General features: G+C 40.0%; 12 protein-coding genes. 5 read left to right on the top strand and 7 right to left on the bottom strand.

The window, feature by feature from the left end; all coding sequences use genetic code 11:
• Window positions 1-13 precede the first annotated feature (13 nt).
• Window positions 14-1,216, top strand: a complete 1,203-nt coding sequence (locus tag QX565_RS06465) for a T9SS type A sorting domain-containing protein (RefSeq protein ID WP_289291983.1) — start codon at window positions 14-16, stop codon at window positions 1,214-1,216.
• Between the two features lie 117 nt (window positions 1,217-1,333).
• Here QX565_RS06465 and QX565_RS06460 read toward each other — a convergent pair whose 3' ends face one another.
• Entirely contained in the window at window positions 1,334-1,831 is a 498-nt protein-coding gene (locus QX565_RS06460; protein ID WP_289291982.1) for a GNAT family N-acetyltransferase, read from the bottom strand.
• 273 nt (window positions 1,832-2,104) lie between these two features.
• Here QX565_RS06460 and QX565_RS06455 point away from each other — a divergent pair, with 273 nt between their 5' ends.
• The 4 genes from QX565_RS06455 (at window position 2,105) to QX565_RS06440 (ending at window position 5,248) form a co-directional block, all read left to right on the top strand.
• Window positions 2,105-2,431: a PadR family transcriptional regulator gene (locus tag QX565_RS06455; protein WP_002562628.1), complete on the top strand. Its 327-nt coding sequence runs from the start codon at window positions 2,105-2,107 to the stop codon at window positions 2,429-2,431.
• A gap of 21 nt (window positions 2,432-2,452) precedes the next feature.
• A complete protein-coding gene (locus QX565_RS06450) occupies window positions 2,453-3,532 on the top strand; it encodes a PspC domain-containing protein (protein WP_289291979.1) in 1,080 nt (359 codons plus the stop codon).
• A gap of 135 nt (window positions 3,533-3,667) precedes the next feature.
• A complete protein-coding gene (locus QX565_RS06445; RefSeq protein WP_289291977.1) occupies window positions 3,668-4,666 on the top strand; it encodes an MBL fold metallo-hydrolase in 999 nt (332 codons plus the stop codon).
• A 75-nt stretch (window positions 4,667-4,741) separates the two neighbouring features.
• Window positions 4,742-5,248: a flavin reductase family protein gene (locus tag QX565_RS06440; protein WP_044095616.1), complete on the top strand. Its 507-nt coding sequence runs from the start codon at window positions 4,742-4,744 to the stop codon at window positions 5,246-5,248.
• Window positions 5,249-5,388: 140 nt separating this feature from the next.
• On the opposite strand, the gene QX565_RS06435 is transcribed toward QX565_RS06440, so the two are convergent.
• The 6 genes from QX565_RS06435 to pyrG all read right to left on the bottom strand — a co-directional run bounded on the left by QX565_RS06435 (window position 5,389) and on the right by pyrG (window position 14,450).
• On the bottom strand, window positions 5,389-5,601 hold the full coding sequence (locus tag QX565_RS06435) for a DUF6132 family protein (protein WP_221649931.1): 213 nt from the start codon (window positions 5,599-5,601) through the stop codon (window positions 5,389-5,391).
• Window positions 5,602-5,929: 328 nt separating this feature from the next.
• Window positions 5,930-7,177: a hypothetical protein gene (locus QX565_RS06430; protein ID WP_025867120.1), complete on the bottom strand. Its 1,248-nt coding sequence runs from the start codon at window positions 7,175-7,177 to the stop codon at window positions 5,930-5,932.
• Window positions 7,178-7,341: 164 nt separating this feature from the next.
• Window positions 7,342-9,429 carry a dipeptidyl-peptidase Dpp5 gene (gene dpp5 / locus QX565_RS06425; protein ID WP_289291973.1) on the bottom strand — a complete coding sequence of 696 codons (2,088 nt, stop codon included), beginning with the start codon at window positions 9,427-9,429 and terminating at the stop codon, window positions 7,342-7,344.
• 76 nt (window positions 9,430-9,505) lie between these two features.
• On the bottom strand, window positions 9,506-10,837 hold the full coding sequence (locus tag QX565_RS06420) for an MATE family efflux transporter (protein ID WP_289291971.1): 1,332 nt from the start codon (window positions 10,835-10,837) through the stop codon (window positions 9,506-9,508).
• 127 nt (window positions 10,838-10,964) lie between these two features.
• Window positions 10,965-12,815 (bottom strand): membrane protein insertase YidC, encoded by a 1,851-nt coding sequence (yidC, locus tag QX565_RS06415; RefSeq protein ID WP_289291969.1) that lies wholly within the window; start codon window positions 12,813-12,815, stop codon window positions 10,965-10,967.
• Between the two features lie 30 nt (window positions 12,816-12,845).
• A complete protein-coding gene (pyrG, locus tag QX565_RS06410) occupies window positions 12,846-14,450 on the bottom strand; it encodes a CTP synthase (RefSeq protein ID WP_221649936.1) in 1,605 nt (534 codons plus the stop codon).
• Window positions 14,451-14,636 lie beyond the last annotated feature (186 nt).

Raw genomic sequence — 14,636 nt, 5'->3', positions numbered from 1 at the left:
AAATATAATTATTATGAAACAAAAGATTACTTTTATTCTTTGCCTGTTATTAATAGGTGGTTTGAGATTGAATGCTGTTGAAGTTTCTACATTTGCCGATTTTAAAACTGCAGTAGAGGCAGGGGGTGATGTTGTGGTTACTGCTGATTTGGAAAATGCTACATTGAGTAGTATTACGTTGACTAAAGATGTGAATATATCAGCAAAAAGCGGAAGAGTCAAAATGGATAATGTATTGTTTTCCATAGAAAGTGATATTAATTTCTCTATGAAGGGAATTATTGCATTTTGTTCATCGGAAGAAAAGACTCCTTCTAAGATATTAGTGAATATTCCGAAAGACATTGTTAAAGTATCTTCTTTGACAGTTGAAGATTGTGAAGTTTATGATTATACAATCTGTTTCCTTAAAGCATTGGGAGAAACAGAAATTCCAACTATCTCGGTTAAGAATACTGTAGTGCATGACTTGAATACCGGCAATCCTACCAATGCAGCTATAATGCTTCAGAAGGCTAAAGTTAGTAAAGCTACTTTCAATAATGTTACTTTTTACAAGTGCCAGGGTGGTGGTTATTATTCTAATGATGCAACAACTCCGATTGATTTTTCAATGGAGAAAGTTAGCTTTATAGATTGTGGTGATGCTGATGCCGGACTTGCTGGTAGTAAAGATATCATTAATTTTGCGGCAAATGCTTCTTCCAAATATACATTGAAAGATTGTCTGATTAGCGGATCATATACAAATAAGGCTTTCTCATTTAAGTCAGTCCGATTGAGAGCTACAACCGGTCAGTTTACCATAACTAATAGTCTGAGCTATAAAGTAAATGTGTATGCTCTTGCAAATCCGGCTACTGAGCTTTATACCATGCCGTTGACTGCAACAGCGTTAACCGTTGATTATGATAAGAAAGTAATCACTACCACTCCTGCTACCATAAAAGGTATCGGTTCTTCTTATTTTAGTTTGAATGGTGCTATTACCGGAATTACCCAGGAAAATCTGACTTCTGATTTTTATATTACCGATTCTGAAGTTGTTTCTAAAGAAATATCCGACATAACAGTTTATGCTGTTTCGGGCACTCCTGTGATGGAACAAAGAGATGTGAATAATCTGTCAATAGCTTCTCTTAATAAGGGTGTTTATCTGGTTAAGGTTGCTACAAAAGATGGCAAAACAAGCATAAAGAAATTCATTAAAAGATAAGTCTCTCTCAAGTTTTACTTTACGTTAGAGCAAATGCCCCTTTACATATATTGTTATCATGCATAATAAATAATGTAAAGGGGCATTTCATATATTGTTATCGGGCAGTTAATCCTGTTATATTTCCATTCCCATGATGTAATCATTCATATAATACCCGTTTCCAATCGGGAAATCTCCTTCACGCAACTTTTTCATTCCCATCCGTTCATAAAATTGCAATGCTTTGTTGTTGCGGTTTACATTCAGTTCCATCAGGCAATGGGCGGGATGTACTTCCTTAATGTATTTTATCGCTTCACGGAAAAGAAAGCTACCCAAATGCTGTCCTTGAAAAGAGGGGAGCACGTATATCTTTTGTAAATGAAATATATTTTCCTCCTGAGGCTGTACCGATACGTATCCACAAGGTTCTTCTCCCTTGTAGGCAATGAAGTAGATGTGTCCTTCTTCTTTCATTTGCTTGCGGATATTATCGTGAGAGTACATCCAATCCATCATGAATTCCATTTGTTCTGCTGAAATGATCTCTTTATAAGTAGCGGGAAATACGATGGAGGCCATATCGTGAATCAACCCGCAATCTGCTGTTGTAGCTTTTCTGATAGTAAACATATATGTATTGTATTTTGGTTTTATAAAACGCAAATATAAGAGATAAATAAGTATGATTGCAAAAGTACGTATTTAAATGTGAGTTAATATCCATTTTAAGACAGACTTAAATAGTATTTTAACAGAGACTTAAATACGTACTTTGGGATGAACGAATATATAATAAGGTGTACAACTGTTAATGACTTAATTATTATTAATTTATAGTACTTTGCATTGCATAGTACTAAAGTAATGCATATATTTGTTTCGTCAAACTAAAAAAAGAAGTTTATGAATGTAGATAATGTAAAGTCGCAGATGCGGAAAGGGATGTTGGAGTACTGCATCATGCTGTTATTGCATAAAGAGCCTGCTTATGCTTCGGACATTATCCAGAAGCTGAAGGAAGCCCGGCTGATTGTAGTAGAGGGTACATTGTATCCATTGCTTACCCGGTTGAAGAATGATGATTTACTAAGTTACGAATGGATAGAATCTACACAAGGACCTCCACGCAAATATTATAAACTGACAGAGAAAGGAGAGGGATTTCTCGGAGAGCTGGAAACTTCCTGGAAAGAACTTAATGAAACTGTGAATCATATAGCTAACAGATAATCCGATTAAAAAGAAATAACAATGAAAAAGACATTGACTGTAAATTTAGGTGGAACTGTCTTCCATATAGATGAGGATGCCTACCGATTGCTGGACAACTATTTGTGCAACCTCAAACTTCATTTTCGTAAGCAAGAGGGTGCCGAAGAAATAGTAGATGATATTGAGAACCGTATTTCGGAATTGTTTCTGGAAAAACTGAATGCAGGTTCGCAGGTGATTACACTTACTGATGTAGAAGAGGTAATTGCCCGTGTGGGAAAACCTGAGGATTTCGGAACTACCGATGAAGAAGAAAAGAAAACTTCAACAAGTAATTCTACTTCTTATACCTATACTACCCGGCGCCGGTTGTATCGTAATCCGGATGATAAGTTGTTGGGCGGAGTATTGAGTGGGCTGGCTGCCTATCTGGGATGGGATCCGACCTTGTTGCGTCTGTTGGCACTGGTCATTCTTATTTGTGGATATGGTACATTAATTCCTGTATATATCATTTGCTGGCTTGTTATTCCGGAGGCCCGTACTGCGGCAGAGAAGCTTAGTATGCGTGGCGAAGCGGTAACTGTTGAGAATATAGGAAAGACAGTGACCGATGGTTTTGAAAAAGTTGCCAATGGTGTGAATAGCTATATGCATTCAGATAAACCGCGTACCTTTCTTCAAAAACTGGGAGATGCGTTTGTTGCGGTTGCAGGATTCTTTTTGAAAGCCTGTCTGGTAGTGTTGGCCATTGTTTTCAGTCCGGTGTTGTTTGTACTTGCTATTGTCTTTGTGGCATTGGTTATTGCTGCCATTGCGGCAGCCATTGGTGGGGGAGCCGTTCTGTATGAAATGCTTCCAGCAGTCGACTGGGCACCTTTGGCATCTATCTCTCCGTTTATGACGGTGGCAGGCAGTTTAGCCGGTGTGGTTTTGATGGGTATCCCGTTGGCGTGTATCGTTTATACGATCCTTCGGCAAATATTCCATTGGCCACCGATGGCAACTGGTCTGAAGTGGTCTTTACTGGTTCTCTGGATACTCGGACTGGTTATTTTCCTGGTAAATCTCTCTGCTTTGGGATGGCAATTTCCGCTTTATGGTATCCATTCAATCTAAGCATTTGTTAAATATTTAGTTAGTTTTATAAAATGTGCCCCGTTTAGTGTGTCCGGGGCACATTTTTTGTTTATTCTATTTGTAAGTCAATGATTTTTATTTAAGTTTGTGATATCTTATTTGGTTTAGAGAAATATGGGTGAGCATATATGTTTCAGACGTAACGAGCGTCTGGCCACTATAAACCCCTATTGGAGGGGAAATCCAATGGTAAAAGGGCGGTTCTTCAATCGGCAGCATCGTTTTCGGCCCGGAATGGGCAGTGTGTTGAAATGGCGTTTGTCTCCCAATTCGCAACGGAAAGAGAAACGTACCGTTAAGTGGGAACCGAGAGTAAACTATCTTCGTTCATTGGATGCAGTTACGGGAAACTCATTGATATGGCTTGGGCATAATTCTTTTTTTCTGCAACTGGCAGGGAAACGTATTATGTTTGACCCGGTATTCGGGAGTATTCCCTTTGTACGTCGAAGAAGTCAGTTTCCTGCCAATACGGACATTTTTACCGGAATTGATTATCTGTTGATTAGTCACGATCATTTTGATCATTTGGATAAACAGAGTGTCGGTTGTCTATTAAAGAGCAATCCTCAGATGAAACTTTTCTGCGGCTTGGGTACCGGAGAGTTGATAAAAAGCTGGTTTCCGGAGATTGAGATGGTAGAGGCCGGATGGTATCAGCAGATAATGGATGAAGGATTGAAAATCACTTTTCTGCCTGCCCAGCATTGGAGTAAACGTTCGGTGCGTGATGGCGGACAGCGCCTTTGGGGTGCATTTATGATTCAGGGAGATGGTATGTCTGTTTATTATAGTGGTGATACCGGATATTCACAACATTTTTCGGAGATACCGGAACTTTTCGGTGCTCCCGATTATGCATTAGTGGGGATTGGTGCTTACAAGCCCCGCTGGTTTATGCGTCCCAATCATATTTCTCCTCATGAAGCATTGACGGCTTCACAAGAGATGCAGGCAGGATTGACTATCCCGATGCATTACGGAACATTCGATTTATCAGATGAGCCACTTCATGATCCTCCTCAGGTATTTGCTGCTGAGGCAAAAAAACGGAAGGTCAATGTGGTTATTCCTGCACTTGGAGAGGTTGTGAAGTTGAAAAGACAGAAGTAAAGATTGTATTATTATTTTTATAAAGAACATCGCTTGTCGCACCTCCCTGTGCGGGAAGCACAAATAGAAATAGCAATGAAAAAGGTAGAAATAAAAGAGCTTTCGGAGAATTTTTTTGAAGCCATTGGCAAAGAGTGGATGTTGGTGACAGCCGGTAACAAAGATGGTTTTAATACCATGACTGCTAGTTGGGGAGGTATTGGCTGGTTGTGGAACAAACCGGTAGCCTTTGTCTTTGTTCGCCCCGAACGATATACGTATGAGTTTATTGAGAAAGGCGATTATCTCACCCTCTCTTTTCTGGGAGAAGAAAATAAAAAGATTCATGCCGTTTGCGGATCAAAGTCAGGTAGAGAAGTAGATAAAGTGAAAGAAACCGGATTGAAGCCGTTGTTTACAGAGCAAGGAAATGTGTTTTTTGAACAGTCCCGTCTGAGTTTAGAATGTAAAAAGCTCTATGCGGATGCTATTGATCCTGAAAATTTCTTTGATAAGAAACTGATTGATAAATGGTATGGAGGTGCACATGGTGGTTTTCACAAAATGTATGTGGTTGAAATAGAGAGCGTGTGGATGCGTTGATACTGGTCTGTTATTCTTCTGAGAAGGATGCAGTTGGTATAACTTTTCAACCTCATCCTTCTCAGAAGAAATGAATAATCAAATCACCTAAAACCTATTTTTATTTTTCCTTGTTTCCTTTCCACTTTTAGCCATTTTTTTCATTTTGTTTTTTCTTTAGTTGTCACTTTAAAAGAACTTAGGAGTAGTCCACCCATAAGTGCCCCCCATAAAGCACTATTAACAGGTGAAGATGTGATAGGGCAACTCCCGGTGGCGCAACCTACAAATTTCCAGTACAGAAAACCACCCAATGCACCAACTGCTATTCCTGTCAAAGTAAGCCACTGGCTTTTAAAGAAATTTCTTATCATATTATTCTGTTATTAAAGCTTCGTTTTGAAGCATATAGTTATGTAATCAGCTTAACTATTTTTCTATTAAAACAAATTTCCTTCGGAAAATATTTGTATAGCAACATTTATTTGCTAATAATTCATGGATTTGATAAGAATTAAGAAAAAGGGATCAACTTTGTTGTGTATAAACTTGCTTGATTTCTATTTTGATAGTGTAATTCCGTTCATCAGTTATAAAATGGAGTTCTGACAGAAGAGAATAGCTTGTCTCCTGAGTATGTAAAGTCATTGTAAAAGACCATAGTAAGAATAAGTAATAATCTTTACCCTCAATAGGTCATTATTAAAAAGTATATCCTATAGCACCCGACCATGCATTGTAGAGTGGAAGGCCAAGACCTGCATGGTGAGCAGCTTCAAACTGTGCCCGCAATACAATATATTGATCTCTATGCTTTACCGGTTTGAATTGTAAGCCTGCATTGACATAGTATCCTAAAGCTGTATCTTCTGCAACGTTTTCTGCTATAGAGCTATAATCTCCTTCCTGTTCCGGACCGAACTTTCTGCCAATCATACCTGCAAATGCTCCACCGGCTTCTATAAAAGGACGTATTCTGCCTTTTGGATATGTATAGCGGATACCTAATTTTGCAGAGAGTGATGTTAGTGAGCTACTTCTGGTATAATGATGAAGATAAGTTTCAGAAATACTGCCATCTACCATCTTATAGGTTTGATAAGATCTTTGTTCTACACTGTTGAAATGAGAAATGGAAATATCCATAGATGCGCTTAAAGAGCTCATCCAACGTCGGCTGTTCAATGCCAGGTTTACACCAAACAGATAGGATAAATCAGGTTTACTAAAATTATGCCAAGGGCCTCTTGAAGGGAAACTGTATTGTTGTATTCCGGCATAAGGAGTCACATACAGTCTTAGGGAGTGTTTGTCTTCTTTAGTCTCAAATTCAATGCAATCTTCATTGCTGGTACACATTGCATAATGATAATCTTTTGCAATATCAATCAGGCCTTTATGAGTAAATGATGTTCTTCTGATTTTATGTTCCAAAGCTGGGCAGTCTCCAAAGGCATATTGTAATATTGGAATATAGCGTTTCACATTACCAGTATATTGGCTGCCATTTTCTCTTTTAGTAATGATCTTGGGTGCATCTACTTTTATCAATTTATCACCACTCTCTACAAAGTAGATAGACTCATAATTCTCTGTTTCATAATAATACAGACTTTTTATACCTTGAAGAAGGTATTCTAGAAAAACAGGCTGAGGTGCTTCACTGTGCTTTAGTTCTATCGTATATGAAATATAATATTTTCCGTCATCCGTGAATCTATATCCCTGTATATCATTTGGATAATAGGTTATAATATCCGAACTCCTTTCTGGCTTAAACACACATCGTTTGGCATTCATCTTATCTGTCCGGAAGTCTATCTGTCCATATACAGTATCGTTTTGGATCGTAATAATCAGTCCGGGACGATAATTACTTTGTGCATAAGAAAGTAGAGGTAGGAAAGCAGGTGCCCAGATGAGAAGTAGTTTTAAAAGAATTGTTTTCATAGTTCTATTTTATGTAAAGTTAATCAGAGGGTTTCATTATATCTATTATAAATACACCTGACACGACGTTAGTGCTAAACACATTCCTCGTTCTTTTTCTTATAAAATGAAAAAAGTCCCTTTGATGAATCAAAGAGACTTTTACTATTTATCGGATTGGTTCTTTATTTCAACCATTTATCCAGCCATTCAAAGAATGTGCGTTGCCACAAGATACCATTCTGTGGCTTGAGTACCCAGTGGTTTTCATCCGGATAGATAAGTAATTCTGCAGGAACACCTCGCATTACCGCAGCATCGAATGCAGCCATTGCCTGATTGGCAAGGATACGGTAGTCTTTCTCTCCATGGATGCAAAGGATAGGGGTATCCCATTTGTCTACGAACAGATGTGGAGAGTTGGCAAAGGTACGTTGCGCTGTTGCATTTTGTTTCTCCCAGTAGGCGCCACCCATATCCCAGTTGGCAAACCATTTTTCTTCTGTTTCCAGATACTGCATTTCCATGTTGAAGATACCGTCGTGTGCAATAAATGCTTTAAAACGTTTATCATGATGTCCGGCGAGCCAGTACACAGAGAAACCACCGAAGCTGGCACCTACGCAGCCCAAACGGTCTTTATCAACAAACGGCTCTTTTGTCATTTCATCGATTGCCGTGAAATAATCTTTCATGCATTGGCCGCCATAATCGCCGCTGATAGCTTCGTTCCATTCATTACCAAAGCCGGGAAGTCCGCGACGATTCGGGGCAACGATGATATAGTCATTAGCTGCCATAATCTGGAAGTTCCAGCGATAACTCCAAAACTGACTAACGGGGCTTTGTGGACCACCTTCACAGAAGAGTAAGGTTGGATATTTTTTGTTCGGATCAAACTTAGGGGGATAAATTACCCAAGTCAGCATCTGTTTTCCGTCTGTAGTCTTCATCCAACGTTCTTCTACTTTACCCATTTCAAGCTGATCGTAGATCTGTTGGTTCTCCTGTGTCAGTTGAGTGGTTTTTCCGTCCAGGGAGATGGCATAAATTTCGTCGCCCATACTCATTGAATGACGTTTGGCAATTAGTTTATCCCCGAAAAGGGCAGGAGCATCATAGTCATACATTCCTTCGGTGATCGGTTTGATAGAATCATCAGCAAGGTTGAGGGCATATATCTGTACTTCTCCATGCCATACGCCGGTGAAATAGATCGTTTGTGCATCTGCACTCCAGATGAAAGCATCTACGTTTGATTCAAATGTTTTACTGACAAACCGTTTTTCGCCTGTTTCGAGGTTCATTACGAAAAGGCGGTTCTGATCTGCTTCATAACCGTCGCGTTCCATACTCTGCCAGGCAATGTATTTACCATCCGGAGAATACTGCGGATTGGTATCATATCCTTTGTTCTCTTCGGTAATATTAGTCGTTTGCTTTGTTTTCAGGTCATACACATAAATATCCGAATTGGTAGAAACAGCGTATTCTAATCCCGTCTTTTTACGGCAGGTATAAGCTATCTTATCTGAAGTAGTATTCCATGCCAGTTGCTCCATACCACCCCAGGGTTTCATCGGACTTTCATAAGGTTCGCCATCCAGGATATCAACGATATTGGAGATTGAGTTTCCGTCAAAATCGGCTACAAACGGATGTGGGGCAGTTGTTACCCATTCATCCCAATGCTTATACATCAGGTCGGTAACGATGATACCCGATGCTTTGGGCAGATCCGGATATTTATCAGCTGTGCTTTTTACTGTTTTCACTTGTGAGACAAAAAGAATCTTTTTTCCATCCGGTGAAATAGAGAAGCCTTCAATATCCCCGTCATAGTTGGTGAGTTGTTTACGTCCGCTACCGTCCGGATTCATCTCATAAATCTGGCTGCTTCCGTTATCATTGCTTAGAAAAGCTATTTTAGTTCCATCCTTAATCCAGATGGCTCCATTCTCCTGATAGGGGGTGTGAGTGATCTGTTTGTTGTCACTTCCGTCCGCTTTCATGGTGAAAAGTTCGCGGTTACTTTTGTTTTCCGGTACACTGTAGTAAGCTACACTATACACAATTTTCTGATTGTCGGGTGATACGGATACCTCACCGATGCGCCCCATGGCCCATAGTGCTTCGGGTGTCATACGCATTCCTTCAATCTTGATATCCGATTTGCCGATGAGTGCTTCTGCGCTCTGTCCTGCATCTTTTGTTCCACCGCAGGCTGCTAACATCATTGTTGTTGACATAACTAACAGTTTGGCTTGTCTCATATTTTTTCAGTTAAATTAAGATGTGCGAAGATAACGATTAAATTTTATTCATGGATTGGGTGACAGATAAATTGAATTATATTTTCTTTTTCTGCCAGTTTCCTTTCTTTATATACCACCAGCATAGTATCAACGTGAGAGTGGCATACAGATGTTCTGTTGTCCAGCAGATAGCTACGTCTACTCGCAGATACAGGATGATGTATGTGATATATGCAATATAAATAGCTAACACACACATTTCCATGACTAATGCAGTTCGCGTGTTACCGGTTCCGGATACGGACTGGAAATATACATTACACGGAATCATTATCAGATAACCCGTGCATAGTACCCATAATGATGGTATGGAGGCTTCCCGCAGTTCCGGAATATCGGTGTAAATACTCAGTACAAGGTTGGGGAACAGAGCAAAGAATATCAACAGTGGTAATACAAAAGCATATGCGATGCGGATATGCTGACGAATGGTGCCTTGTACACATTGTATTTCTCCGGCTCCGATCAGGTTGCTGACTAATGAACCACAGGTAGAAGCAAATGCCATTGTCATCATAAATGGTATGCCTGAGACATTGCGGATGATATTTGTAACGGCCAGTGCCCGTTCGCCCAGATGTTCTACAAAGAGGAAGAACATAAACCAGGTGGACATGGACAGCAGGTTTTGTATCATAGTCCAGAAAGACACTCCTAATATAGCTTTCAGTGTTTTAGATTGAAAGGCCGGGAGCTTGTGTAGTGCATACTTCCGGCAATCAATCCGTTTCCAGGTATAGATGACGAAGAACAGTACTGATACCAATTCTGCCAGTGATGAGCCAATGGCTGCTCCGGCAATACCAAGTTTTGGAAAACCGAATTTACCAAAGATCAGGATATAGTTGAATACAACGTTTGACAGTACCATTACAATGGAGTTCAGGGTTAGGGTTTTTGTCTGCGTAGTACCTACAAAATAAGCGCGGAACATCACCATTATGAACGAGAAAAAGAAACCGAATACACGCCAGTTGATGTAACTGATGGCGGCTTCATAGATGTTTGGTGAAGAGATAATATTCTTCAGTATATGCGGTGAAAAGCATATCGATAAGGTAAACATGACGGCGGCTAATGCTAATAGGAAATAGATTCCCTGATAGAAGATAGGACCTATTTCGTTGTACCGTTGTTCTCCGTTGCGGCGGGCAATCATGATTTGTGCTCCGATACTGAAACCGAATGCCATCATAAAGATAGCCAGGTAATAGATTCCGGCAATGGCAGATGCACCCAATTCAATCTCTCCGACACGTCCTAAAAAGGCTGTGTCCGTCATTCCTATCATCTGCTCCATGATAAGGCTGATAAGGATAGGGTAGGAGATAATCCATATCTCCTTATAAGTATATTTAGTTTTCATCTCTTTGTTTGTTTATAGTCGTTTTATCGCTTGGCGTACTTTCCCGTGCGGGAAGCACAAGCATAAAGCCGGACAAATACCCTTTTGGATTTGCCCGGCTTTCTACATCATACAGAATTAATTTTTATTATTTCTTCTGTTGTTGTCTTGTTTTTGCCATTTGTTCCTGTTGCTTTTGCATAGCTTCCAGGCGAGCGGCAAAACCGGTCTTTTTCATTTGTTTCGGGTCTTTTTTCTTTGCTTCAAGGATAGCCAGCAACTTGTCTTCATCCGTTGTTTTGCGCAATACGATCATTGTACCCACACTGATCAATGTTGAAATGAAATAGTAATAGTTCAATCCCGAAGGATAATCGTTCAATACGAAAAGGAACATTATCGGCATCAGATACATCATCCATTTCATTGCTGCCATCTGAGGCTGTGCACCGGTATCCTGTTGTTGCATAGTATACTTAGTGTTCAAAACATTGGTTACTGTCATCAGCAAACAGAACAAACTGAGGTGATTACCCAGGAATGGGATATGGAACGGGAATGTAATGAAGGCATCATACGTAGAGAGGTCCGGTGCCCACAAAAAGCTCTGTTGACGAAGTTCAATAGCACTCGGTACAAACATAAACAATGCCATAAGAATCGGGAACTGTAATAACATCGGCAGACATCCTCCCATTGGGCTGACGCCATACTGGCTATACAGGCTCATTACTTCCTGTTGCTTCTTCATTGCATCTTCCTGCTTCGGATACTTCTTATTGATTTCATCAATTTTCGGCTTCAATACACGCATCTTGGCAGATGACATATAGGTTTTCCAAGTTGCCGGATATACTGCAATTTTCACCATGATGGTCAATAGCAATAATACAAGACCCATACTCAGTCCCCAGCCCGAAAGCCAATCGAACACGTTGATTGTAATATACTTATTAATCCAGCGAATCAGAGGCCACCCCAAATAAACCAGATTGTCGAGTTCCCATTTGTCATCACGTCCCTTATCAAGTGCTTTAAGCGTTTTGTAATGATTCGGTCCGAAGTAGAAGTACATATCAGTAGCCTGTTTACCTGTCGGATCAAAGAAAGTATTCATTTCAGCAGAATAGTCTTTGATATAACCGGTTCCTTGTTTCTCCATCTTTGATTTTACTACTACCTTGTCGAAGTCCTGATTAGCAATAAATACGGAAGAGAAGAATTGATTTTTGAAGGCAACCCAGTCTACGCGGCCTTCAATCTGCTTTTCATCGTCCTTGGCAGCTGAGAGGTTATCGGTTCCATCATTTGCTACCTTATACATCAATTCAGCCAGACGGTTTTCGTAAGTGTATCCTTTTTCAAGCTGACGGGCGCGTTGCGACCATGAGATATCTACATAGTCTGTTGAAGCAAGTTTGCCAGTCATACCCGTTGCCTGGATGGTAAATCCAAGTAGATAACTGTCTGGTTTCAGAGTGTAAGCAAAATCAATATAACTGTCTTTATCAGCAGCCAGACGCATCGTAATGCTACTATCGGTCTTATTAACTACTTCAAAATAGTAATCCCTGGTTTGTACTGTTTCTTTCTTATTGTAGAAATTAAAGCTCATCTCAGCATCACTGCCATTGAACAATACGATTGGTTTGCCATCTTGCCCGTTATAATCTTTCAGCATGGCAGAGTAAACACGGCCTCCTTTATTGACAAATGTAATTTCTACCAGATTATTCTGAATGGTGGTGAAGGACTCTTTACCCTCCATGGCATCAAAAAAGAGTGAAGTAGAATCTACGCTTGTTGTTTCTTCTTTTTCATTAGCCAATGCAGCGGCAGTTTTAGCTTTTAGAGCTTCCTCCTGTTTTTGCACCACTGCAATGGAGTCGTAGTATCTCTTTTGTGCAGCAAGCTGTTCTTCACTCGGACGACTAAAGAAACTGAAACCCACTAATAATAGCGCTATTAAAACGAGACCCGTAATGGTGTTCTTATCCATTTTTTTAGAGTTATGAATTATGATTTATTTTTATTTTCCGATTGCCGCCTTGATGAATGATACGAACAATGGATGTGGATTCAATACCGTACTGCTATATTCCGGATGGAACTGAGTACCTACGAACCATTTCAAGGTAGGGATTTCTACAATCTCTACAAGACCTGATTCAGGATTGATACCAGTACATTTCATGCCGGCTGCTTCATATTCAGTTTTAAAGTCGTTATTGAATTCGTAGCGGTGACGGTGACGTTCCTGAATGTGTTCTGTTTTATAGGCTTCGTAAGCTTTACTACCTTTTTCCAATGTACATTCATATGCACCCAAACGCATGGTTCCTCCCATATTAGTGATTGCCTTCTGCTCTTCCATGATGTCGATAACATTGTGCGGTGTTTTCTCATCCATTTCACGTGAGTTGGCATCTTTGTATCCAAGTACGTTACGGGCAAATTCGATAGCAATGCACTGCATACCCAAACAAATACCGAATGTAGGAATGTTGTGGGTACGGGTATACTTGATAGCTACAAATTTACCATCAATACCACGTTGGCCAAATCCGGGACCTATCATTACGCCGGACATTCCCTTCAATGCTTCTTCTACATTGTCATCTGTAAGTGTTTCACTGTTTACGAAATCCACCTCAACTTTGCAGTCATTGTAAGTTCCGGCTTGTGAAAGCGCTTCACGGATAGATTTGTATGCGTCTTGCAAGTCGTATTTACCAACTAACGCAATATGTACGGGTTCTTTCTGTTCTGCTTTATGACGACGTTCGAGGAATGCACGCCACGGACCTAATCCCGGAGTTTCTCCAACAGGAAGTCCCATCTTTTTCAGGATTGTTTCATCTAATCCCTGAGCCTGCATCAGCAAAGGTACTTCGTAGATAGTAGGAGCATCAATACTTTGTACTACTGCATTCTCATCTACATTGCAGAACAATGCCACTTTTTTACGAAGTCCGGCGGTAAGTTCGTGCTCTGTACGTAATACCAGAATATCCGGTTGGATACCTGCACTTTGTAACTCTTTTACCGAATGCTGAGTCGGTTTGGTTTTCAGTTCACCGGCTGCAGCCAGATAAGGTACATAAGTAAGGTGTACACATAATGCATCTTTACCTAATTCCCATTTTAACTGGCGAATACTTTCCACATAAGGAAGTGATTCAATATCGCCTACTGTTCCGCCAATTTCGGTAATTACAAAGTCGAATTTGTATTTATTACCTAATAGTTTGACGTTGCGTTTAATTTCGTCTGTAATATGTGGGATTACCTGAATGGTTCTGCCCAAATAGTCACCACGACGTTCTTTGTCAATTACACTTTTGTAAATACGTCCGGTAGTAATGTTATTGGCTTTTGTTGTCTGAATTCCTAGGAAGCGTTCGTAATGTCCTAAATCGAGGTCAGCTTCGTGTCCATCTACAGTCACGTAACATTCTCCGTGTTCATAAGGGTTCAGTGTTCCCGGGTCGATGTTGATGTACGGGTCAAACTTCTGAATGGTTACATTATAACCTCTTGCTTGCAGCAATTTACCGATGGATGATGAGATAATACCTTTTCCTAACGAGGAAGCTACACCACCGGTGACGAAAATATACTTTGTTTCTCCCACAGCTATAACTGTTTTAATTATTTGTTTACTAGTAGTATTCTAAAGAATCTAACGCATTAAAAACTGCAAAATTACAAAAAAATGAGGAAGTAGTAAGTATTCACAGAAACAAATTTATTAAAAAATGCAATTCCCTCCTTAAAGCCTTACAAAAAGGTTGGTGAAAACAACTTTTTACTTTTTCTA

Origin of the sequence: Bacteroides sp. 41_26 (genome assembly GCF_949740115.1) — a bacterium.
GTDB lineage: Bacteria > Bacteroidota > Bacteroidia > Bacteroidales > Bacteroidaceae > Bacteroides > Bacteroides nordii.
This window is presented reverse-complemented; position numbering and strand designations above follow the sequence as displayed.